Below are 23,249 nucleotides of genomic sequence, written 5' to 3' on the forward strand. Positions count from 1 at the left end.
CAACTCAGCCCAGACGCCCTGCCGGCGAGTAGGGTGCCGGATCGACAATCGGCGTCTCACCGAGCATCAGGTTCTTCAACAGCTCACAGGACGCTGGCGCCAGCACCAGACCATTGCGGTAATGCCCACAGTTCAACCACAGGCCAGGGTACTGCGGCACCTCACCGATAAAGGGGATTCCCTCCGGCGAACCAGGCCGCAATCCCGCCCAATGCCCAACCACCTCGGCATCGGCCAGCGCCGGCAACAGCTCCTCGGCCGAAGCCTTGAGGCTGACTAGCGCTTCTTCCGTCGGCGTCTTGTCGAAGCCGACATGCTCCAGGGTGCTCCCCACGAGGATGTGCCCATCCTTGCGCGGAATCGCATAACGCCCCTTGGCCAACACCATGGCCGGCAGGAAGTCCTCGGCACACTTGTAGAGAATCATCTGGCCCTTGACCGGCTCGACAGGGAGATGGATCCCCAGGGGCGCCAGCAGCTCACCGCTCCAGGCACCCGCAGCGAGGACCACGTGATCGGCCTGAATACTCCCGGCCGTCGTCATCACTCCAGTGACTCGGCCACCATTGAGCAAAAAGGAACTCACTGCACAGTGCTCCAGCACCTGCACGCCGGAGCTGTCAGCCAATGACATTCGCAACGCCTGCAAAAGTCGCGGATTTCTGACATTGGCGACGTCCGCCATATGCACCGCTCGCTGAAAGCCATTGCCTACTTGAGGTAACCGCTGAAGTACCTCCGACCTGGACACCGAGCATAAAGCCCCCCCCTCTTGAGCTGACCACTCCAGGGCACGCTGCTCATCCTCAAGATCAAGCCAATAAAGGCCTGTCTGTCGCACCTCAGGGTCCACCCCCGTAGCGCCATACAAACGAGCCCCCAGCGCTGGATAGTAGGCACGCGACCAATTCGATAGAGCGCTTACGGCAGCGCCGTAACGCCACGGGTAGAGCGGAGAAACAATTCCGCCACCAGCCCAAGAAGCTTCACTACCCAGCCCGAGGCGGTCGATCAACTGCACCACCCAACCCTCTGCAGCCAGCAAGCTCGCTGCCAGCATCCCAGCGACGCCGCCCCCCACAACCAGAACCTTCCCCACTCTTCCTCCAACTTGCAAAAGTAAAACTCGAAAGCTAAACCCTGTGACTGCCAGGACGGCACTTCAAAAAATGGACGAACAACATGCACAAACGCTCCCAACATGCGTTCAGCCTGGCTGAACAGATGCTCACCCTTGCCCTCATTTCCATTGCATGCGGCATCGCACTACCCAGCTTGAGTGCTGCAGTACAGAAAAATCAAAGCGAAGCCCTTCGCGACAGACTGCAGGCATCACTACATGCGGCTCGCACCTACGCCGTCGTGCATCGCAGCCCAGTAGAAATTTGCGCCAGTCAGAATGGCACGCAGTGCAGCTCGAACTGGGATGATGGCTGGATGACTCGTCTCAGCAAAAGCCCGAATAACCTCATCGAACGCCATCAGATACTCCAAGACACGCAATTGAACTGGCACGGGTTTGGATCGAATGTCAGGTTTCTTGCCAACGGCACCAGTCCGGCCAGCGCCGGCAAGTTCTATCAATGCCATGAGGGAATAGTCCTCTGGCAGCTAGTCATCAACCGGCAGGGCCGTGTCCGCCCCGGAACCATCGCCGAAAACCAAGCCCTGTCGACAAGATGCCTGTAGTCCGGGACTAACAACCAGTCATCCCGCTCGAAACGCCAGTCGTCCACGCTACTGCGACATGCAATGCAAGCTCAGTAGATTATGCCGGCGGAAGACTATCAGGAGTACACCATGTCTCGACCTCTAGGCATGAGAGGATTCAGCCTTATCGAATTGCTGGCAGCAATTGTCCTCATGGGCATTGCATTAGCCATTGCGGTCCCTAACTTTGCGTTCCTGATTCGCAAGAGTCACATCGAGACCCAGGCCCAGACGCTCAATAGCCTTCTCCAGTTTGCCAGGTCGGAAGCAGTAGTCCGCCGCGCCCCCATTACAGTTAGCAGAGCCGGTAATGTCTGGAGGGTCTCGACCGCCACGCAAACACTTCGCGAGGAAACATTCAACTCCGAGCAGGCAACCATCAAGTCGAATCCGGATCCGCTGGCATTGACCTACACATCCAGCGGCACATCCTCTCTTGCCGCAACCGCCAACATCACCATCTGCCGCGACAATGACCTGACTACAGCCTTCGTACTCACAGTCGATCGTAGTGGCAGCAGCAGACTGCACACCCGCGGTCTGAAGAGTGATAACAAAACAGTCCTAGCGAGCTGCAATCCATGAAAACAGCCAACTCAAGGCCGAATGGCTTCACCTTGATTGAAGTCTTGGTCACGCTCGTACTCCTGACGATTGGCATGCTTGGATTGGTTGCCATGCAGGGGCGTGGAATCCAGTACACCAGCGACTCGGCTCAGCGTAACAACGCTGTCATGCTGGCAAATGAGTTGCTCGAGCAAATTCGTGCAAACCCGTCCGCGCTGTCCAGTTACGTGATGACAAAATTACCCGCGGTAGGAACCTGTGACACATCAACGGCCATCCAGGCAAATGATGTGGATAAGCAGCTGACCTGCTGGGCCAATAAAGTCCGCCTGATCCTCCCGGAGGCAGAGGCGCTCAAAAGCGAATTCTACGTTTGCCGCTCCGGCACACCCGGAGTCTGCTCTGCCGGCTCGACCGTCGAGATTCAACTGGCATGGAGAGCGGCCGGCGGCAATTGCCTGGATGCATCAGCCGCTGCCAATGCCGACACCAGCATTTGCCGCTTTCGTCTACGTGGGGAGCTTTAACAATGCCCAAGCAATCTGGCATGTCCATGATCGAAGTCATGGTCGCCCTACTCATCAGCAGCTTCCTGATTCTTGGCATTACCCAGGTATATCTGGATAACAAGCAGAACAATCTCTTCCAGCAGAGCCAGGGCAACAACATCGAGAACGCCCGCTTTTCTATCTTGATTCTCGAGCAGGAGCTGGCCAAAGCTGGCTATAGACGCCTGCCTGACTACCCAATGGAAAGCGCCTTCCCACAACTCGCTCATGCAGACTGCGGAACGCTAGCAGCCGGCCAAGTGGTCAAGAGGATCAGCGACACATCCTTCTGCATTCGCTATCAGCCTGCGTTTACCGGCGCCAAAACATGCGACGGCAATGACATCGTCGGAATTCCCACCACGCCCTACGAAAAGGCCGAGCCGGTAGTCGAGATATTCACACTCAAAGACCTCGATACGACAGATGGCGTTACCGCGCCTCAACTGACTTGCAACAACCAAGTTATCGCCAGCAACATCTCCGCCATTCGTTTCGAATACGGCGTTAACAACAGTAACGAGAAAGTCGTCACAAAGTATACGAACACCCCGGCAACCACTGAAAATGTTCGTGCCATTCAGTTCTCTGTTCTGAGCGCCAGTCCGACAGAGGTAACTAAAGAGGCCAGCAGCACGGTATACAAGCACTGGTTCGGCAGTGACCCTGCAGACAAGAAGCTCTACACCATGTTCTCCAGTACTTCCAGCATGAGGAACCTGATGCCATGAACACCAAACCTCATAGCTCTTACAGCAGTAAAGCTAAGCAGTCAGGCGTCAGCTTGGTTATCGCTCTCGTCTTCCTCCTGATTATTACTATCCTGGCCGTCGCCAACTTGCGCGAAGCAACGCTGGAATCCCGCATCACAGGCAACATGATCGAGAGCAGGCAACTCCTGAATGCTGCCGACGCCGCGGTACGTGATGGCGAGCGCCGCACAGTCGAACGAGGAGCACAGGAGCCAAAAGACAACTGCACCAACATCGCGCTGCATAAGCTCTGCCTGCTGAATCGCACGCCAGCCTATGCGCTCAACACGACGAACATGCAGGTCTACTCCCCCAATGACGGCACCACACTGTATAGCACCGCCCAGTGGTACGCCCAACCCGCTCCCGGTGGAGACGCCATTGGCACTTCAGAAAACCCCGAGTACGGAAACATGGCGATGGGGATTGGCGTATTCCGCTACGAAGTAAACGGCCTCGCATCGAAAAATGCAGCCAAAGCGGCCATTCGCTCGACAGTTGCCTTGAATTCGAAAGGCCTGATCGAAAGCAAATAATTCCAACCCCACCCTATATAGATCGGGGGAGAAACACATGAAAAAATATAACGCCAATGCCATAGCTAGCACGCTGGGCTTTTTCCTGTACTTCGCTGGCTCTCTTCATGCCAGCGCAGCAGCGCTTAATATCAGCCAGAAACCCCTGATTCTCAGCGAAACAGTAGCGCCTAACCTGTTACTTACTATCGATGACTCGGGGAGTATGCGCTGGGCCTTCGTGCCAGACGGCATTAGCAACACAAATACAACGCGCCGCGGGAAATCGGCAGACTTCAACCCGATGTATTACAACCCCGGTGTCACCTATCGTATTCCGACCCGCTATGACTCAAGTGGTAACGCATCCAGCACACCATACAGCACCAGCTTTACCAACGCGTACAACAACGGATTCAACAATACTCGGGGCAGCTATGATCTCTCTAGCAACTATCGAGTAACATGGACATACAACCCCAAAGGCAGCCTAGATTCCGCCACCACCTATACGTACAACAGTACAAATAATGCATTTGCAGCAAATGCTGCGACAGACTTCAACTTCAATAGCGGAAGCTTTGCTGGCCCAACAACAAATGGCTCATCACTCTCAAGAACCGTGTCAGATGTTAGCTTTACTGTCACCAGAACTAGCGGAGGCTGCACCGTCAGCGTGTCGTCAGCCCCAACCACTCTGAGCGGAGTAGCCGCTAGCTGTAGCCGCAGCAGTAACAACTACACGGTAACCATTGATGCGCGACAAGTTGGCCGCCCTGCTTATTACTATGTTCGCGATACAAGCCTGAGCAATTGTACCGCAACGGATAAGACCGACGAAGATTGCTACAAGCTGGTATTCGTATCCTCTACATCCGGAAAGTTACGGGCGGACGATACAGCATCTGGAACCGATGAACGCAACAACTTCGCCATCTGGTACTCTTTCTACCGCAACCGTGCTCTTGCCACACAATCGGCCGCCCAAATCGCCTTTGCCACACTGCCTCCCGAAATCCGCCTGACCTGGCAGAATCTGTCCGACTGCACCACCCTTGACGGCAGCGACACGACTAACTGCAAAGATAACAAGTTCCGCGAATACACAACCGCTCATCGCGGGCGCCTGATGTCTTGGCTACAAGATCCACCTTTCGATGGAAGCACCCCTCTGCGTTCAGCCATGTATCGCGCAGGAGAGTTTTTCAAAACTGAAACACCATGGCAGAAGTACCCAAACGACAGCGCCCAGACCAACACAACAGCCAATACCTACGCCTGCCGCCCCAGCTACCACATTTTGATGACCGACGGCATCTGGAACCAAGGTTTTACCTATCCAAGTAGCTACCTGCAGGACACCGATCCCACCAACAAAAACGTTATCGCAACGCTGCCTGACAGTATCAAATATGACGGCAAGACAAAGCCTTTTGCCGATACGCAAACTGCAACACTTGCCGACTTAGCATTCCACTACTGGGCCACCGACCTACGTAGCGGACTAGACAACAAGCTACAGCCTTACTACCCCTTCAAAAACAATGACACCACCAAGAGCTATTGGGATCCACGCAATGATCCTGCAAGCTGGCAGCATATGGTCAACTTCACCATGGGCTTAGGGCTCTCGAGCTCTCTGAGTCAATCAGGTCTTGAGTGGGACTCAGGAAAGGGAACCTTTGGAGGCACTGGATACGAGAATTTAGTCAGCGGAGCCAAGTCCTGGCCACCCGCAACTGACGGTAGCACCAATAACGTCTACGACCTATGGCATGCCGCAATCAACTCGCGCGGCGAGTTCTTCAGCGTCGACAGCCCGGACGCCATGGTTCAGGCCTTTAAGGATATCCTCAACCGCATTGCCGACCGTACTACCTCGGCGGCACGCCCAGCAGTTTCCGCCTCGTTCGTGTCCGACTCCGACACCAGCATCGAGAGTAATGTTTACGCCACCCAATTCTCCAGCAACGACTGGAGTGGCGAGATCATCAAAACTTGGATCGATGGCAGTGGCGCACAGAGCGTGAAGTGGAAGGCGCAAGCCGCCAACCAGAACATTGCCCACTCCAGCCGTACGGTGATGATGAAAGACCTCACCAACACTACTAGCAAGCTCAAAAGCTTCACTTGGTCCAACTTAGGCACACTGCAACCATTGCTGAGCGTCAACCCGGAAAGCTTAGTCGGAGCAACAGACTCCCTAGGCGAGGCTCGCGTAGCCTATATTCGCGGTGATCGCAGCAAAGAAGGCACTGCCTCCCCAGCCTTCCGCACTCGTAGCACCGTACTGGGTGACATTATTAACTCCAGCCCAGTGATTGTTGGCACCCCCGGCTATCTCGCTTATCTGGCGGATAAGATCGAGAACCCCACTGGAACCAATAGCGGCTACCAGAGCTACGCCAACTTCAAGGCCGCAAACAAGAAAACCCTCCGCAAGGAGATGATCTATGTCGGCGGTAACGACGGCATGCTCCATGGCTTCAATGCCACCACGGGCGCCGAAGAGTTTGCATATGTCCCGACCGAGGTCATCAAGAATCTTTACCGGCTAACCGGGCAAAACTACACGGGGGCGGAACACCGTTACTTTGTTGACGGCACACCAATCGTTCGCGATGTTTATTTCGGCAACGGGGCTAACGAAGGCTGGCGCACTATTCTGATCGGCACCCTGCGCGCCGGTGGGAAGTCGCTCTTTGCTCTGGATATCACCGACCCCAACAGCATCAAACTGCTCTGGGAGTTCGACTCCACCACCGATACCGACCTTGGTTTTACCTTTGCTCAACCAGAGATCGTTCGTCTGCATAGCGGGCAATGGGCGGTCCTCATGGGCAATGGCTATAACAGTACCAATGACAAAGCCGCCATGATGATCATCGATATCAAAACCGGCGGTCTTCTGAAAAAATTGACAGTACCTGACGTTGTCGAGAATGGCGTGACACTGCCGAATGGCCTTTCCAGCGTGCGCGGCGCCGACAACAATGGCGACGGTTTAGTCGATTACGCCTATGCCGGCGACCTCCAAGGTAATATGTGGCGCTTCGACTTGGTACCCACCACCACTGCCACGCTGACAGGCGACCCATTTGCCCGCAGCACTTTCACCACCACAGTAAATGACTTCAAGCTGGGTTACGGTGGCAATCCCCTGTTCACTGCTCGTGATTCAAAAACCGGTGTACTCAAGCGCCAGGCGATTACCATTCAGCCATCGCTGGTTCGTCACCCATCGACTCGCGGTTACCTCGTCCTATTTGGCACTGGGAAATATATAGAGAGCAGCGACGCCAACGTAGATACCAGCCGAGCCATGACCATCTACGGCGTCTGGGACAGAAATACTAAGCGTCAGAGCACATCCACCTCTACGGCTCGCGCTACGGACCGTAGCAAGACCCAGAACCAAAACTTCACTGCGCAAATTGATAACGCCGTGATCGGAGAAGACGGGCAGACCGATATCAACGATATTCGCCTGTTAAGTCAGAACACAGTGAAGTGGCGTAAGGACTACAACACCGCCAACCCCAGCGACCCTGCAAATGATGCGGATAACGATGCATCCGTTAACCTGTGGGGCTGGTCGCTTGATCTGTCCGTCAACAGCCAGTTGTTTGGCGAAATGATCATCAACAACATGGCTGCACGCGGACAAACTCTGTTCCTCAGCAGCCTGACGCCTAACCAGGACCCTTGCGCTGCAGGCGCAGACACTTGGCTCTATGCAATAGACGCCTACACGGGTGGACGTACTCCATACAACGTGCTCGACCTCAACAACGACAAAGTTGTCAGCAGCAAAGACACTTACGGTGCGAATAAAGATATCGTGTCTGGCAGGCGCTTCCCGGCCATCGGCGGATTCACTTTGGCCCCCGGCAATCAGGCCTATGGCAGCGACGGTGCTACTGATCCTGCCACCGTTGGTGATGACCCTAACAACAGCGGCCGCCAGAGCTGGCACATCATCCCAGAGGAGTTCCAATGAGTAAGCAGCAAAAAGCATTTACCCTCTTAGAGGTGATGGTCGTAGTAGCCATCATTGGGATTCTGGCTGCTATTGCCATCCCTAACTACCAAGAGTATTTGCTGCGCAGTAAGCGATCAGAAGGCATGTCCTTACTTACAGACGCAGCAGCGCAGCAAGAGCGTTTCTATGCACAGAACAACTCTTACGTCACCAGCACCAACGATATAACTAGGCTCGGCCTGCGCAATACCGATGCAGCCACCAAGAAGGTCGTGTCGGATAATAGCTACTACACACTGACGATAAGCTCAGCGGCCGGAGATGGCGGCTATACGCTGACAGCAACCCAATCATTTGGCGATACCGGGTGTGGAAATCTCACGCTCAATGCTCTTGGCACAAAAGGTGAGAACGGCACGAAAACGCTTGAAGAATGCTGGAAGTAATAAAAAAGCCCGGGCAATCCGGGCTTTTTTATTTTCAAATCTCACTGCGTAGAAAACAGACCAATATCCCTTGCACAAAAGCTCAATCAAGACACCGAAGCGCAGTTTAACTTGCTGAGCCTTTAGAGCGTTTTGACTCTCAGCTCTTTGGGCATAGAGAAAGTCACATTCTCCGGCCGCCCCTCCAGTTCCTCGGCTCCTACCGCGCCCCACTCTCGGAGCTGCGCGACTACACCAAGCACCAGAACCTCTGGTGCCGATGCACCGGCGGTAATGCCAATACGCGTCTTACCCTCAAACCACTCCAGCTTGAGGTCTTCAGCTCCATCAATCAGATAGGACGGCGTATCCATACGCTCTGCCAACTCGCGTAGGCGGTTGGAGTTGGAGCTGTTGGGGCTGCCCACTACCAGCACTACATCGCATTCACTGGCTAGCTGCTTGACCGCATCCTGACGGTTCTGGGTGGCGTAGCAGATATCGTCCTTGCGCGGCCCACCGATGGCAGGAAACTTAGCGCGCAGGGCGTCGATGACCTTGCTGGTGTCGTCCATGGACAGGGTAGTCTGGGTAACGAAAGCCAGGTTCTCAGGGTTACGTACCTGCAGGGCAGCCACATCCTCTTCATCTTCGACCAGGTAGATGGAGCCACCATTGCTGGCGTCGTACTGCCCCATGGTGCCTTCAACTTCCGGATGGCCCTCGTGGCCGATCAGGATGCATTCGCGGCCATCGCGGCTGTAGCGGGTGACTTCCATGTGCACCTTGGTCACCAGCGGGCAAGTCGCATCGAACACCTTGAGGCCACGGCGCTCGGCCTCCTGGCGCACGGCCTGGGACACGCCGTGGGCGCTGAAGATGACGATGGTGTCGTCCGGCACCTGATCAAGCTCCTCGACGAATACCGCACCACGAGCGCGCAGGTCCTCGACCACGAACTTGTTGTGGACCACTTCGTGGCGCACGTAGATCGGCGCACCGAACACTTCCAGGGCGCGGTTGACGATCTCGATGGCGCGATCGACGCCGGCGCAGAAGCCGCGGGGGTTAGCGAGTTTGATTTGCATGCTGGGAATCTCGGCGCGCGAAGGAGGCGATGAGGAGAGTGTACGCCTCTCCCCGGCGAAGCAGGTCAGGCCGAACGAACCTCAATGATCTCCACATCGAAGCTCAGGGTCTTGCCAGCCAGGGGATGGTTGAAATCGATGGTCACCTGCGACTCGTCGAAGGCTTTGACCACCCCCGGCAGCTCGGTATTGGCCGCGTCGTTGAAGATGATCAACAGCCCCTCGGACAGCTCCATATCCTGGAACTGGCTGCGCGGCATCACCTGCACGTTCTGCGGATTGGGCTGACCGAAGGCGCTCTCCGGCGCGATCTGCAGGCTGCGCTTGTCACCGGCCTTGAAGCCGTAGAGTGCGGCCTCGAAACCCGGCAGCAAGTTGCCGTCGCCGACCTTGAAGGTGGCCGGCTGCTTGTCGAAAGTGCTGTCGACCACATCGCCGTTTTCCAGCTTGAGGGCGAAATGCAGGGTGACTTCCTTGTCCGGCCCGATACGCAGCTCTTGGGGGAGTGGATCAGTCATGGGCGGGTTCTCCGGACTTCTTGCTCTTGAACATGTCCAGCGCCAGCATCAGGGCGCCGACGGTGATACCGCTGTCGGCCAGGTTAAAGGCCGGGAAACGGTGGCGATCCTGCCAGTGCACCAGGATGAAATCGACCACGTGGCCGAGCACGATGCGGTCGTACAGGTTGCCCAGCGCACCGCCGAGGACCAGGGCCAGGGCGATGGCCAGCCAGGTCTCGTCATGCTTGAGGCGCTTCATCCACACCACCAGCACGGCACTGACACCGATGGCGATGGCGGCGAACAGCCAACGCTGCCAGCCGGACTCACCGGCCAGGAAGCTGAAGGCGGCACCACGGTTATAGACGTGGACCCAGTCGAAGTAGCCATCGATCACGGTGACGCGTTGGCCGTACTCCAGCACCTGCAGCACGATCTGCTTGCTGCCCTGGTCGAGGACGAATACCAGTACCGCCAGCCATAGCCAGGCCAGGCGACCGAAGCGCGAGGCATCAGACATGCTTGCGCACCTCACCCGCACCTTCGATGTTGCTCACGCAACGCTCGCACAGCTCCGGATGGGCGGCATTGCTGCCGACATCGGCGCGGAAATGCCAGCAACGACCGCACTTGGCGTGGGCCGACTTGACGATCTTCAGTTTCAGGCCGGAGACCTCGGTAACCACCGCATCGGCCGGCGCATCGGCCAGCGGCGCGATAGTCGCGGCAGAGGTGATCAGGGCGAAGCGCAGCTCGTCGTCGAGCTTGGCCAGGGACTGCTGCAGCGCGTCGTCACCGTACAGGGTGACCTCGGCCTGCAGGTTGCCGCCGATAGCCTTGCTGTTGCGCAGGTTCTCCAGCTCCTTGTTCACCGCGGCGCGAACGGCGGTGAGCTGCTCCCAGTAGGCGCGATCCAGTTCGAAGCCTTCCGGCAGGCGATCGAGACCTTCGTACCAGGTATTCAGCATCACCGACTCGTTACGCTCGCCCGGCAGGAACGACCAGATCTCGTCGGCGGTGAAGGCCAGGATCGGCGCGATCCAGCGCACCAGCGCCTCTGCGATGTGGTACTGCGCGCTCTGGCAGGAGCGGCGCGCGGAGCTGTCGGCGGCGGTGGTGTACTGGCGGTCCTTGATCACGTCCAGGTAGAAGCCGCCCAGCTCCTGCACACAGAAGTTGTGCACCTTGGAATAGACGTTCCAGAAGCGGTACTCGGAATAGGCTTCGATGATTTCGGCCTGCATGCGCGCGGTAGCGTCCACCGCCCAGCGGTCCAGATCCAGCATCTGCTCGACGGGCAGCAGATCCTTGGCCGGATCGAAGTCACCGAGGTTGGCCAGCAGGAAGCGCATGGTGTTGCGGATACGCCGGTAGGCATCGGCACTGCGCTGCAGGATCTGATCGGAGACCGCCATCTCACCGGAATAGTCGGTGGACGCGACCCACAAACGCAGGATATCGGCGCCCAGGCTATCGATCACCTTCTGCGGGGCCACCACGTTGCCGAGGGACTTGGACTGCTTGCGACCCTGCTCGTCGACGGTGAAGCCGTGGGTCAGCAGTTCCTTGTACGGCGCGTGACCGTCGATGGCGCAGCCGGTCAGCAACGAAGAGTGGAACCAGCCGCGATGCTGGTCGGAGCCTTCCAGGTACAGGTCCGCGACCGGGCCGGTGGCATGCGCCAGCTCGGCATGGGAGCCACGCAGCACGTGCCAGTGGGTGGTACCGGAGTCGAACCACACGTCCAGGGTGTCACGGCTCTTGTCGTAATCGGCGGCCTCGGCACCGAGCAATTCGGCAGCGTCCAGCTTGAACCAGGCCTCGATGCCTTCCTGCTCAACACGCTTGGCCACGTCCTCCATCAGCTCGACGGTGCGTGGGTGCAGCTCGCCGGTCTGCTTGTGGGTGAAGAACGGAATCGGCACGCCCCAGTTGCGCTGACGCGAGATGCACCAGTCGGGGCGACCGGCGATCATGCTGTGCAGGCGCGCCTGGCCCCAGGCCGGAACGAACTTGGTTTCCTCGATGGCCTTCAGCGAGCGCTCACGCAGGGTGGCACCCTGCTTCGGCTGGGTATCCATACCGACAAACCATTGCGCGGTGGCGCGATAGATCAGCGGCGTCTTGTGGCGCCAGCAGTGCATGTAGCTGTGCTGGATGGTTTCGTGCTTGAGCAGCGCACCCACTTCTTCGAGCTTGGTGACGATGGCCGGGTTGGCCTTCCAGATGAACTGGCCACCGAAGAACGGCAGCGATTCGACATACACACCGTTGCTTTGCACCGGGTTGAGGATGTCGTCATTGTGCATGCCGTACTGCTTGCAGGTACGGAAGTCGTCCTCGCCATAGGCTGGCGCCGAGTGAACGACACCAGTGCCCGCGCCCAGCTCGACGTACTCGGCCAGGTAAACCGGCGACAGACGCTCGTAGAATGGATGGCGGAAACGGATGTTTTCCAAAGCCGCGCCAGGGGCAGTGGCAATCACCTCGCCCTGCAGGCCATAACGTCCGAGGCAGCTCTCGACCAGTTCCTCGGCCAGCACCAGCAGGCGCTCGCCGGTATCGACCAGCGCGTAGGTGAACTCCGGATGGACGTTGAGCGCCTGGTTGGCGGGGATGGTCCACGGCGTGGTGGTCCAGATCACGATGCTGGCCGGCTTGGCCAGGCTATCGAGCCCGAAGGCAGCAGCCAGTTGGCCGGCATCCTCGACGACGAAGGCCACATCGATGGCTTCGGACTTCTTGTCCTGGTACTCGACCTCGGCCTCGGCCAGAGCGGAGCCACAGTCGAAGCAGAAGTTGACGGGCTTCAGGCCCTTGAACACGAAGCCGTTCTTGACCATCTCGGCCAGGGCGCGGATTTCACCCGCCTCGTTGGCGAAGTTCATGGTCAGGTAGGGATTGCCCCACTCGCCCAGCACACCCAGGCGCACGAAACCGGCCTTCTGCTCCTCCACCTGCTCGGCGGCGTAGGTGCGGCAGCGCTCGCGGGTCAGGTCGGCAGGCTGATTCTTGCCGAAGGTGGTCTCGACCTTGTGCTCGATCGGCAGGCCATGGCAGTCCCAGCCCGGCACGTAGGGGGCATCGAAGCCAGCCATGGTCTTGGAGCGGGTGATGATGTCCTTGAGAATCTTGTTCAGCGCATGACCGATATGGATGCTGCCGTTGGCGTAGGGCGGGCCGTCGTGCAGGACGAACTTCGGCCGGTTGGCGCCAATCTCCCGCAGCTTCTGGTACAGGCCAATGCTGTCCCAGCGCGCCAGGGTTTCCGGCTCGCGCTGCGGCAGGCCGGCTTTCATCGGGAAGGCAGTTTCCGGGAGGTTCAGCGTGGCTTTGTAGTCGGTCATCTCAGGCTCTTCGATCAATCAAGCGGTTGGCCAAGCCAGTAGGCCCGGGCGGCGGCGACATCCGCGTCGATCGCCGTCTTCAGCGCCTCCAGGGAGGCGAAACGCTGCTCATCGCGCAGCTTGTGGTGGAATTCCACCGTCAGGCGCTGGCCATACAGATCGCCAGCGAACTCCAGCAGATGCACCTCCAGGTGCGGGCTGCCGTCCCCTTGTACCGTCGGGCGCTGGCCGATATTGCCAACGCCGTGAAAATGTCGTGCACCATCGCGCACGCTGACCAGGAACACCCCACGCAGTGGCGGCTTGCGCCGCTTGAGTTGCACGTTGGCGGTCGGCGTGCCGAGCTGGCGCGCCAGCTTCTGGCCATGCAGCACCCGCCCGGTCAGGGCATAAGGGCGGCCCAGCAGGCGCTCCGTCAGCTCCAGCTCGCCAGCCTGCAGGGCCTCGCGCACGCGGGTGCTGCTGATGCGTTCGCCGTCCAGTTCGACGGTCAACGCTGCCTCGACACTGAAGCCGTGGCGCTCACCGGCCTCGACCAGGAAGGCGAAATCGCCGGTGCGGCCGGCACCGAAGCGGAAGTCGTCACCGACCTCCAGGTGCTTCACGTGCAGGCCATCCACCAGCACCTGGCGCACGAACTCATCGGCCGACAGCTCGCGCAGACGGCGGTTGAAAGCCAGGCACAGCACTCGGTCGACACCCTGGGCCGCGAGCAGCTCGAGCTTCTCGCGCAGGCGGGTCAGACGCGCCGGAGCGCTGTCCGGGGCGAAGAACTCACGCGGTTGCGGCTCGAAGATCACCACGCAGCTCGGCACGCCGAGTTCGATCGAACGCTCGCGCAGACGCGCCAGAATTGCCTGGTGACCACGGTGCACGCCATCGAAATTGCCGATGGTGGCAACGCATCCCTGGGTGAGGGGTAGCAGATTGTGGAGACCTCGAACCAGCTGCATAGCGCGCTTCTTGCTTACAAAGTGGTCGATTATACGCACAGCCGCCGGGCGGCGACAGGCGAAGCCATTGCCATCAGCTCACCGCGCGACGGGCGAAATCCCGCGGACGGAAACCGAGCAGCGCGAGCATGACGAAATAGGCCAGCGCACCGGCCGCCACCAGCACGCCGAGGCGCAGCAGGCGCCAGAACATATCGCCCTCGCCCCAAGCCGGCATCTGCGCCATCACCAGCAGCAGCACGCCCACCATCACCGCCACGGCCAACACCAGCTTGCCGAGAAACTTCGGCCAGCCCGGCTGCGGCTGATACATGCGCTTGCTGCGCAGCTGCCAATACAGCAACCCAGCGTTGAGGCAGGCGGCCAGACTAATGGCCAGGGCCAGGCCGGCGTGGCGCATGTCCAGGCCGAAGACGAGCAGCGCATTCATCGCCTGAGTCGCCAGCAGGCTGACGATGGCGATGCGCACCGGCGTCTTGATGTTCTGCTGGGCATAGAAGCCGGGCGCCAGGATCTTCACCAAGATCAGCGCCAGCAGACCCACCGAGTAGGCGACCAGGGCCTGCTGGGTCATGGCCGAATCGTGAGCGGTGAACTTACCGTACTGAAACAGCGAAACGATCAGCGGCTCGGCGATCAGCGCCAGCGCCAGGGTGCAGGGCAGCACCAGCAGGAAGCACAGGCGCAGCCCCCAATCGAGCAGCTTCGAATACTCCTCGCGATCGGCGCTGGCGTAGGTCTTGGCCAACGCCGGCAACAGGATGGTGCCGAGCGCCACGCCGAGCACACCGGACGGCAGCTCCATCAGACGGTCGGCGTAATACATCCAGGACACCGAGCCGGCCACCAGGAACGAGGCGAAGATGGTGTTGATGATCAGCGAGATCTGGCTCACCGACACACCGAAGATCGCCGGCCCCATCTGTTTGAGTACGCGCCACACCCCAGTGTCGCGCAGGCTCAGACGCGGCAGCACCAGCATGCCGACACGTTTCAGCGCCGGCAGCTGCCAGAGCAGCTGCGCCAGGCCGCCGACCAGCACCGCCCAGCCCAGCGCCATGATCGGCGGGTCGAAATAAGGCGCCAGCCAGACGGCGAAGACGATCATACTGAGGTTCAACAGAGTCGGCACGAAGGCCGGCACCGAGAAACGGTTCCAAGTATTGAGCACCGCCCCGACCAGCGACGACAGCGAGATCAGCAAGATATAGGGGAAGGTCACCCGTAGCAGATCGGTGGTCAGGGCGAAGCGCTCGGGCTCGTCGGCGAAACCCGGGGCGCTAATCCAGACGATCCAGGGCGCCGCGATGATGCCCAGCAGCGTGACCAGCGCCAGCACCAGGGTCAGCAGACCGGCGACATAGGCCAGGAAAGTGCGAGTCGCCTCCTCGCCCTGCTGGGTCTTGTACTCGGCAAGAATTGGCACGAAGGCCTGGGAGAAGGCGCCCTCGGCGAAGATACGGCGCAGCAGGTTGGGCAACTTGAACGCGACGACGAAGGCGTCCGAAGCTACCCCGGCACCGAAGGTGCGTGCGATGATGGTGTCGCGAACGAAGCCCAGCACGCGGGAAAGCATGGTCAGGGAACTGACAGCGGCCAGGGATTTGAGCAGGTTCATGAAGTCTCGGCGCTACAAGAAGCCGGCTCAGGGGCTCGGCGGGCGAAGGCGACGAGTGTAACCAGCCGCCATCGGTCAGGCCAGCACACCGAGGCACTTCTGCACTTGACATGTGCTTTCCGCATCGGCATGATTCGCGGCCTTATTTGTTTGCTATCCCCTAGTTTTCGAGGAGCTTGACGGTGGCCAATACACCTTCTGCCAAAAAACGCGCCAAACAGGCTGAGAAGCGTCGTAGCCATAACGCCAGCCTGCGCTCCATGGTTCGTACCTACATCAAAAACGTGGTCAAGGCTATCGACGCCAAAGACCTCGCCAAGGCACAAACCGCTTACACCCTGGCTGTTCCGGTTATCGACCGCATGGCCGACAAAGGCATCATCCACAAGAACAAGGCCGCTCGCCACAAGAGCCGCCTGAACGGCCACATCAAGGCACTGGCTACCGCCGCCTGATTGGTTGAGTTCTTGAAAAGACCGGCCCCAGGGCCGGTTTTTTATTGCCCGCGATTTACTCAGCCGAGAATCGCACACAGAAAAAAGCCGGAGCATGCTCCGGCTTTTTTTGCTTAGCGAGTCGCCCAGGGCAGGATCGGAATGGCCGTCACCGCATTCTGCGGACTACCCTCGATCACCCGATCGCTATACACCAGATAGACCAGGGTGTTGCGCTTCTGATCGAAGAAACGCACCACCTGCATGGTCTTGAACACCAGAGAAGTGCGCTCCTTGAACACCTCCTCGCCATCCTTCAGCTGACCACTGAAGCGAATGGGCCCGACCTGGCGACAGGCAATCGATGCCTCGGCGCGATCCTCAGCCAAGCCCAGGCCACCCTTCACCCCGCCCGTCTTGGCGCGCGACAGGTAGCAGGTCACACCCTCCACTTTCGGATCATCGAAGGCCTCGACCACGATCTTGTCGTTCGGGCCGACCCACTTGAACACAGTGGAAACCTCACCAATCTCCTCGGCCTGCACCACCAGCGGCAGCGCCAGACATACCGCCAGCAATCCCTTTGCAATGCGCATCGCGCAACCTCCTCAGACCAGAATCAGATTGTCCCGGTGCACCAGCTCCGGCTCATCGACGTAGCCCAGCAGCCTCTCGATGGCATCGGAAGGCTGGCCGACAATCTTCTGCGCCTCGAGCGCACTGTAGTTGGCCAGACCGCGCGCGATCTCGCGACCATCGGGACCAACGCAGACCACCATCTCGCCACGACGGAAGCTGCCCTGCACCTCACGCACCCCCACCGGCAACAGACTCTTGCGATCAGCCGTCAGCGCCTTGACCGCCCCCGCATCCAGCACCAGGGTGCCGCGCGTCTGCAGATGACCCGCCAGCCACTGCTTGCGCGCCGCCAGCAGGCCGCGCTCGGGCGCCAGCAGGGTACCCAGACGCTCGCCCGCCTTGAGGCGATCCAGCACACGCTCGATACGCCCACCAACGATCACGGTATGCGCGCCGGAACGTGCCGCCAAGCGCGCCGCGCGCAGCTTGGTCTGCATGCCGCCGCGCCCCAGGGCACCGCCGGTACCGCCCGCCACCGCATCCAGGGAAGGATCATCAGCGCGCGCCTCGAAGATCAGCTGCGCATCGGGATTGTGCCGCGGATCGGCATCGAACATGCCGTCGCGATCGGTGAGGATCACCAGCAGGTCGGCCTCCACCAGGTTGGCTACCAGAGCAGCCAGGGTGTCGTTGTCACCGAAGCGGATCTCATCGGTAACGACGGTATCGTTCTCGTTGATCACCGGCACCACACCCAGATCGACCAGGGTACGCAGGGTGCTGCGGGCATTCAGGTAGCGCTTGCGATCCGAAAGATCATCGTGAGTCAGCAGCACCTGAGCAGTGTGCTTGCCATGCTCGGCAAAGCTGGACTCCCAGGCCTGCACCAGCACCATCTGGCCGATGGCCGCCGCAGCCTGCAGCTCATGCATCGCGCTCGGCCTGGCAGCCCAGCCCAGACGACTCATACCCGCCGCCACTGCGCCGGACGATACCAGCACCAGCTCGACGCCCGCCTCGCGCAGGGCCACCATCTGCTCGACCCATACCGCCATGGCGGAACGGTCCAGACCACGCCCGTCAGCAGTCAGCAGCGCACTACCGATCTTCACCACCCAGCGCTGCGCGCCGGTCACCTTGTCCCGCATGATGCCCTCTGCATTCAAGCCAATCAGCACAACGCCGCTGTAAAAGCGGCGCTGCACGATACCCAGTCTCAGTCCCGAACGTAAATGATCTCGGGACCGTCTTCGTCATCTTCGAAGTCGCCCCAATCATCATCCTCGCCGACATCATCGACGCTCTTCAGCCCCGCCTTACGCAAGGCACGCTTGTCATCCAGCGCCTGCAGACGGGCACGCGCCTCGTCCTCGATGCGCCGATCCAGCTCGGCCAGCTCGGCGGCGTAGTCTTCCTCTTCCTCGATGCGCACGGCGCGCTCGTCCATGTAACGCATGATCGCCTGGCTCAACGCCTCGGTACCTTCGCGCTCCAGGGCGGAGATGACGAACACCGGACCTTGCCAGTCCAGGCGCTCGACCACCGCACGCATGCGCTCCTCGCGCTCGCCGTCGAGCAGCTGGTCAGCCTTGTTCAGCACCAGCCAGCGCTCGCGCTCGGCCAGCGCAGGACTGAACTTCTCCAGCTCGCGGATGATGATCTCGGCCGCCTCGGCCGGATCGCTTTCATCCAGCGGCGCCATATCCACCAGATGCAGGAGCAGACGAGTACGCGCCAGGTGCTTGAGGAAGCGGATACCCAGACCAGCGCCCTCGGAAGCACCCTCGATCAGACCCGGGATATCGGCGATGACGAAGCTCTTGTAGCGCCCGACACTGACCACACCCAGGTTCGGCACCAGAGTGGTGAAGGGATAGTCGGCGACTTTCGGCTTGGCCGCGGACACCGAGCGGATGAAGGTACTCTTGCCGGCATTCGGCAGACCGAGCAGACCGACATCGGCCAACACCTTCAGCTCCAGCTTGAGGTCACGCTGCTCGCCCGGCTTGCCCGGCGTGGTCTGGCGCGGCGCGCGGTTGGTACTGGACTTGAAGCGGGTGTTGCCCAGACCATGCCAACCACCCTGAGCGACCATCAGGCGCTGACCGGCACGGGTCAGATCACCGATGACCTCCTGGGTCGCCGCATCGATGATCGTGGTGCCGACCGGCACCGGCAGGATCAGATCCTCACCCTTGGCACCAGTACACTCAGTGCTGCCGCCCTTCTCACCATTCTGCGCATTGAAGCGACGGGTGTAGCGGTAGTCCACCAGGGTATTGAGGTTCTCGTCGGCCTCGAGGAACACCGAGCCGCCGTCACCGCCGTCGCCGCCGTTGGGACCACCCTTCTCGATGAACTTCTCACGACGGAAGCTCATCATGCCGTTACCGCCGTCGCCGGCTTTTACAAATATCGAAACTTCGTCGACGAATTTCATTAGGGCTGCCTCCCACCGCGACGGCGGGCCAGTTAACTCAGGAATACAGGATACACAGAAACAAAAAAGCCCCGTCGCGAGACAGGGCTTTTTCAGCAAACGCGACCTTAGGCGGTCACGATGCTCACGTAACGGCGATTGAACTCACCTTTTACGTCGAACTTGATCACGCCGTCCACTTTCGCGAACAGGGTGTGATCCTTGCCCATGCCAACGCCGTAGCCAGCGTGGAATTGGGTGCCGCGCTGACGCACGATGATGTTGCCGGCCTTGATGACCTGACCACCGTACATTTTCACGCCAAGGCGTTTACTTTCTGAGTCGCGGCCGTTACGAGTACTACCGCCAGCTTTTTTGTGTGCCATGAGTCATAGCTCCTAAAAAGGGATCAGGCCTGAATGCCGGTGATCTTGATTTCGGTGAACCACTGACGGTGGCCCTGACGCTTCATGTGGTGCTTACGACGGCGGAACTTGATGATGGTCACTTTGTCGTGACGGCCTTGGGAGACCACCTCGGCAACAACCTTGGCACCATCAACCACCGGAGCGCCGATTTTCACGTCGTCACCGTTGCCAACCAGCAGAACGCGATCGAAAGTCACGGATTCGCCGGTAGCGACTTCCAGTTTCTCGACCTTGAGGAATTCACCTTCGGCGACTTTGTATTGCTTGCCACCGGTAACAATTACTGCGTACATGGATTTTTCTCCGTTAAACCTGCTCACCCGACTCTTTATAGGAAGAGTTATTGGCCGGCATGGCTGCATGGGGCCGGACTGACACCCGTGCAATTGCGTAAGGCAGGGAGTTGCCCATAGAAGTTTGGGGCCGCGATTGTACGGAAAGCGCCGCCGCGAGGCAAGCCCCGCCTGGCCTCGCCTTGACAGCCCCCACCCCGCCCCCTAGCATGCCGCGCAGCCCGGTCGGCCACGCCCGACCCGACTTTCGCCGCCTCCCGCCCGGGAGCGCCGCCCGATCCAGGAGCTCCCCTCACCCATGCAAGCCCAGGCCTTCCAAAGCGTGGTCGCGGACGATTTCGTCGCCGTCGACGGCATCATTCGCCAACAGCTGAAGTCCCGTGTGCCTCTGGTAGAGAAGATCGGCGACTACATCATCTCCGCCGGCGGCAAGCGCTTGCGCCCGCTGCTGGTACTGCTCAGCGGCAAAGCCCTGGGCTACCAGGCCGACGACCTGCGCCTGCTGGCCGCCACCATCGAGTTCCTGCACACCGCCACCCTGCTGCATGACGACGTGGTCGACATGTCCGGCATGCGCCGTGGCCGCGCCACCGCCAACGCCCAGTGGGGCAACGCACCGAGCGTACTGGTCGGCGACTTCCTCTATTCGCGCTCCTTCGAGATGATGGTCGAGCTCGGCTCCATGCCGGTAATGAAGATCCTCTCCCACGCTACCCGAGTGATCGCCGAGGGCGAAGTACTGCAGCTGTCCAAGGTGCGCGACGCCAGCACCACCGAGGAGACCTACATGGAGGTCATCCGCGGCAAGACCGCCATGCTGTTCGAAGCCTCGACCCATAGCGCCGCGGCGCTGGCCGGCGCTTCCGAAGCCCAGCGCGACGCCCTGCAGCGCTTCGGTGACCACCTCGGCATCGCCTTCCAGCTGGTCGACGACCTGCTCGACTACCAGGGCGACGCTACCACCCTGGGCAAGAACGTCGGCGACGACCTGGCCGAAGGCAAACCGACCCTGCCGCTGATCTACACCATGCGCGAAGGCAGCGCCGAGCAGGCCGCCCTGGTGCGTACCGCCATTCAGAAGGGCGGTATCGAGGACCTGGAAAGCATTCGCGGCGCCGTTCAGGCCTCCGGCGCCCTGGACTACACCGCACGCCTGGCCCGCGAGCACGCCGAACTCGCCATCGCCTGCCTCGACGCCCTGCCGGGCAACGCCTACCGCGACGCGCTGATAGAGCTGAGCCGCTTCGCCGTCGCCCGCACTCACTGAGGCGCAGTGAAATCCAAGAGCCCGTCCTCGTGACGGGCTTTTTGTTTTTGCCCACAAGAGACGATTGGCACTTGCTATTTTGATAATAGGAATTATTCTCATCTCAATGCTATTCAAAGGAGATGAGCCATGACCTATCTGATCGACGCCTGGCTGGATCGCCCCCACCCCTACCTGCGCATCCTCAACCGCGAGACCGGCGAAGTCTGCGCCGTGCTGCACGAGGATGCCCTCTGCGAACTGCGCGAGCAGGGTGATCTGGACCTGCACGACTTCGGTTCCAGCGAGCCGGGTGTATTGAAGGAGCTGGTGCGCGGGCTGTTCCTGTTCTGCTATGCACGGGCACTGCGACCCCAGGGCGAGCTGCACTGAGCGATGCGCGACGAGAGCAGCCAACGGCGGTCGCCTCGTCGGCAGCCCCGACGCCAGGACGGCATCGAGAGATGCGGGAGCACAGCTGCTCCCGCAGGTGCCCGGCGCGGTCAGGACGACCGCCCGGGCATCGCTTTTACAGGATGTCGAGCAGCTCGACGTCGAACACCAGCACGCTGTGCGGCGGGATGCTGCCAACAGCCTGGCCACCGTAGGCCAGCTCGCTCGGCACGTGCAGGCGCCACTTGCTGCCGGTGTTCATCAGCTGCAGGGCCTCGACCCAGCCAGCGATCACGCCACCGACAGGGAATTCGGCCGGCTGGCCACGCTCGTAGGAGCTGTCGAACACGGTGCCGTCGATCAGGGTGCCGTGGTAGTGGGTGCGTACCTGGTCGTCACGGGACGGCTTGGCGCCCTCGCCCGCTACCAGCACTTCGTACTGCAAGCCGGACGGCAGCTGGGTCACGCCTTCACGCTTGGCGTTCTCGACCAGGTACTCGCGACCAGCACCGGCAGCAGCTTCGGCCTTGGCAGCGGCTTCGGCCTGCATGACTTCGCGGATCACGCGGAAGCTGGCGTTCAGCTCCTCGGCAGATACTCGGCTCGCCTCACCGTTGAAGGCGTCGCGCAGGCCGGCAACGATGGCTTCCAGGCTGGCGCCGGGCGGCGGGTTGTCACGCAGCTGGTCGCCCAGCTGGCGGCCGATGCCGTAGCTGACACGGGTTTCGTCGGTGGACAGATTGAGTTCGGACATGGCCGGGCTCCACTAGGGGTCGAAAAAGGCCGGCCAGACTAGCACAGCCACCCACAAACGAAACCGCCCGGGCGTCTCGCGACAGCCGGGCGGCAATCATACAGCCGAACGGACTCAGTGCTTGGTCAGCTTGTCCAGGTAACCCATGGCGAAGGCCGAGACCACGAACGCCATATGGATGATCACGTACCACATCAGATGGTCTGTGTTGATGTTCTGCGCATCCATGAAGATCTTCAGCAGGTGGATCGAGGAAATGGCCACGATCGAGGCCGCTACCTTCATCTTCAGCGAGCCGGAGTCCATCTTGCCCAGCCAGCTGAGCTTCTCCTTGCCCTCGTCGATATCCAGCTGGGACACGAAGTTCTCGTAACCGGAGATCATCACCATCACCAGCAGGCCACCGACCAGGGCCATGTCGATCAGCGACAGGATCACCAGGATCAGATCGGCCTCCGCCATGGCGAAGACGTTCGGCAAGATGTGGAAGATCTCCTGGAAGAACTTCAGCACCAGGGCCAGCAGGCCCAGCGACAGGCCGAAGTAGATGGGAGCCAGCAGCCAGCGCGAGGCGTACATCGCGTTCTCGATAATGCGTTCCATGGGTTCTCGCCAAATGGGTAAAAACTGGCCGCGAGTATACCCAGCCAGGCCCGCCGGGCAAGGCGACAAGCGTTGCCGATTTTTTATCCCCGCTT

The 23,249-nt window shown here is 60.1% G+C and carries 24 protein-coding genes; 10 read left to right on the forward strand and 14 right to left on the reverse strand.

What is annotated here, in order from left to right; all coding sequences use genetic code 11:
* Positions 1 to 4: 4 nt before the first annotated feature.
* Positions 5 to 1,099, reverse strand: a complete 1,095-nt coding sequence (gene thiO, locus IP89_RS08340) for a glycine oxidase ThiO (RefSeq protein WP_043308909.1) — start codon at positions 1,097 to 1,099, stop codon at positions 5 to 7.
* A gap of 83 nt (positions 1,100 to 1,182) precedes the next feature.
* On the opposite strand from thiO, the gene IP89_RS22980 reads away from it, so the two are divergent.
* From IP89_RS22980 to IP89_RS08370, 7 genes are all read left to right on the forward strand, one after another.
* Positions 1,183 to 1,689 carry a GspH/FimT family pseudopilin gene (locus tag IP89_RS22980; RefSeq protein ID WP_081963198.1) on the forward strand — a complete coding sequence of 169 codons (507 nt, stop codon included), beginning with the start codon at positions 1,183 to 1,185 and terminating at the stop codon, positions 1,687 to 1,689.
* Between the two features lie 111 nt (positions 1,690 to 1,800).
* Positions 1,801 to 2,295: a GspH/FimT family pseudopilin gene (locus IP89_RS08345; RefSeq protein ID WP_043308910.1), complete on the forward strand. Its 495-nt coding sequence runs from the start codon at positions 1,801 to 1,803 to the stop codon at positions 2,293 to 2,295.
* On the forward strand, positions 2,292 to 2,804 hold the full coding sequence (gene pilV / locus IP89_RS08350) for a type IV pilus modification protein PilV (protein WP_043308911.1): 513 nt from the start codon (positions 2,292 to 2,294) through the stop codon (positions 2,802 to 2,804). The genes IP89_RS08345 and pilV overlap by 4 nt, the downstream gene beginning before the upstream one ends.
* Positions 2,805 to 2,806: 2 nt before the next feature.
* Positions 2,807 to 3,556: a PilW family protein gene (locus tag IP89_RS08355; protein ID WP_043308912.1), complete on the forward strand. Its 750-nt coding sequence runs from the start codon at positions 2,807 to 2,809 to the stop codon at positions 3,554 to 3,556.
* A complete protein-coding gene (locus IP89_RS08360; protein WP_043308913.1) occupies positions 3,553 to 4,113 on the forward strand; it encodes a PilX N-terminal domain-containing pilus assembly protein in 561 nt (186 codons plus the stop codon). Before IP89_RS08355 ends, IP89_RS08360 begins: the two co-directional genes overlap by 4 nt.
* Positions 4,114 to 4,150: 37 nt before the next feature.
* Entirely contained in the window at positions 4,151 to 8,092 is a 3,942-nt protein-coding gene (locus IP89_RS08365; RefSeq protein ID WP_043308914.1) for a pilus assembly protein, read from the forward strand.
* Positions 8,089 to 8,520: a type IV pilin protein gene (locus IP89_RS08370; protein ID WP_043308915.1), complete on the forward strand. Its 432-nt coding sequence runs from the start codon at positions 8,089 to 8,091 to the stop codon at positions 8,518 to 8,520. Before IP89_RS08365 ends, IP89_RS08370 begins: the two co-directional genes overlap by 4 nt.
* Before the next feature lie 122 nt (positions 8,521 to 8,642).
* Here the strand turns inward: IP89_RS08370 and ispH are convergent, their stop codons facing one another.
* From ispH to murJ, 6 genes are all read right to left on the reverse strand, one after another.
* Positions 8,643 to 9,587: a 4-hydroxy-3-methylbut-2-enyl diphosphate reductase gene (ispH, locus tag IP89_RS08375; RefSeq protein WP_043308916.1), complete on the reverse strand. Its 945-nt coding sequence runs from the start codon at positions 9,585 to 9,587 to the stop codon at positions 8,643 to 8,645.
* A 65-nt stretch (positions 9,588 to 9,652) separates the two neighbouring features.
* Positions 9,653 to 10,105: an FKBP-type peptidyl-prolyl cis-trans isomerase gene (gene fkpB, locus IP89_RS08380; RefSeq protein WP_043308918.1), complete on the reverse strand. Its 453-nt coding sequence runs from the start codon at positions 10,103 to 10,105 to the stop codon at positions 9,653 to 9,655.
* Positions 10,098 to 10,607, reverse strand: a complete 510-nt coding sequence (gene lspA, locus IP89_RS08385; protein WP_043308919.1) for a signal peptidase II — start codon at positions 10,605 to 10,607, stop codon at positions 10,098 to 10,100. Before lspA ends, fkpB begins: the two co-directional genes overlap by 8 nt.
* The gene (gene ileS / locus IP89_RS08390) at positions 10,600 to 13,434 is read right to left on the reverse strand and encodes an isoleucine--tRNA ligase (protein ID WP_043308921.1); all 2,835 of its coding nucleotides are present in this window, start codon (positions 13,432 to 13,434) and stop codon (positions 10,600 to 10,602) included. Before ileS ends, lspA begins: the two co-directional genes overlap by 8 nt.
* A gap of 14 nt (positions 13,435 to 13,448) precedes the next feature.
* Positions 13,449 to 14,387 carry a bifunctional riboflavin kinase/FAD synthetase gene (gene ribF / locus IP89_RS08395; protein WP_043308922.1) on the reverse strand — a complete coding sequence of 313 codons (939 nt, stop codon included), beginning with the start codon at positions 14,385 to 14,387 and terminating at the stop codon, positions 13,449 to 13,451.
* A gap of 73 nt (positions 14,388 to 14,460) precedes the next feature.
* A complete protein-coding gene (murJ, locus tag IP89_RS08400) occupies positions 14,461 to 16,005 on the reverse strand; it encodes a murein biosynthesis integral membrane protein MurJ (protein WP_043308924.1) in 1,545 nt (514 codons plus the stop codon).
* Between the two features lie 182 nt (positions 16,006 to 16,187).
* On the opposite strand from murJ, the gene rpsT reads away from it, so the two are divergent.
* A complete protein-coding gene (rpsT, locus tag IP89_RS08405) occupies positions 16,188 to 16,460 on the forward strand; it encodes a 30S ribosomal protein S20 (RefSeq protein WP_021702933.1) in 273 nt (90 codons plus the stop codon).
* Between the two features lie 113 nt (positions 16,461 to 16,573).
* On the opposite strand, the gene IP89_RS08410 is transcribed toward rpsT, so the two are convergent.
* From IP89_RS08410 to rplU, 5 genes are all read right to left on the reverse strand, one after another.
* Entirely contained in the window at positions 16,574 to 17,035 is a 462-nt protein-coding gene (locus IP89_RS08410; protein WP_043308925.1) for a CreA family protein, read from the reverse strand.
* Between the two features lie 12 nt (positions 17,036 to 17,047).
* A complete protein-coding gene (gene proB / locus IP89_RS08415; RefSeq protein ID WP_043309058.1) occupies positions 17,048 to 18,166 on the reverse strand; it encodes a glutamate 5-kinase in 1,119 nt (372 codons plus the stop codon).
* Positions 18,167 to 18,234: 68 nt separating this feature from the next.
* Entirely contained in the window at positions 18,235 to 19,458 is a 1,224-nt protein-coding gene (gene cgtA / locus IP89_RS08420) for an Obg family GTPase CgtA (RefSeq protein WP_043308926.1), read from the reverse strand.
* A 107-nt stretch (positions 19,459 to 19,565) separates the two neighbouring features.
* The gene (gene rpmA / locus IP89_RS08425; protein WP_043308927.1) at positions 19,566 to 19,823 is read right to left on the reverse strand and encodes a 50S ribosomal protein L27; all 258 of its coding nucleotides are present in this window, start codon (positions 19,821 to 19,823) and stop codon (positions 19,566 to 19,568) included.
* A 23-nt stretch (positions 19,824 to 19,846) separates the two neighbouring features.
* Positions 19,847 to 20,158, reverse strand: a complete 312-nt coding sequence (rplU, locus tag IP89_RS08430) for a 50S ribosomal protein L21 (protein WP_043308929.1) — start codon at positions 20,156 to 20,158, stop codon at positions 19,847 to 19,849.
* 298 nt (positions 20,159 to 20,456) lie between these two features.
* On the opposite strand from rplU, the gene IP89_RS08435 reads away from it, so the two are divergent.
* Both IP89_RS08435 and IP89_RS08440 read left to right on the forward strand, forming a co-directional pair.
* Complete coding sequence (locus tag IP89_RS08435) at positions 20,457 to 21,425, forward strand: polyprenyl synthetase family protein (RefSeq protein WP_043308930.1); 969 nt, start codon at positions 20,457 to 20,459, stop codon at positions 21,423 to 21,425.
* 129 nt (positions 21,426 to 21,554) lie between these two features.
* Complete coding sequence (locus IP89_RS08440; protein WP_043308931.1) at positions 21,555 to 21,797, forward strand: hypothetical protein; 243 nt, start codon at positions 21,555 to 21,557, stop codon at positions 21,795 to 21,797.
* Positions 21,798 to 21,933: 136 nt separating this feature from the next.
* Here IP89_RS08440 and IP89_RS08445 read toward each other — a convergent pair whose 3' ends face one another.
* Positions 21,934 to 22,551, reverse strand: coding sequence for an FKBP-type peptidyl-prolyl cis-trans isomerase (locus IP89_RS08445; protein WP_043308932.1), 618 nt, complete (start codon positions 22,549 to 22,551; stop codon positions 21,934 to 21,936).
* Positions 22,552 to 22,665: 114 nt separating this feature from the next.
* Complete coding sequence (locus IP89_RS08450) at positions 22,666 to 23,154, reverse strand: TIGR00645 family protein (RefSeq protein WP_043308933.1); 489 nt, start codon at positions 23,152 to 23,154, stop codon at positions 22,666 to 22,668.
* Positions 23,155 to 23,249: the final 95 nt, after the last annotated feature.

The organism is Pseudomonas sp. ML96 (assembly GCF_000761545.1).
Taxonomy (GTDB): domain Bacteria; phylum Pseudomonadota; class Gammaproteobacteria; order Pseudomonadales; family Pseudomonadaceae; genus Aquipseudomonas.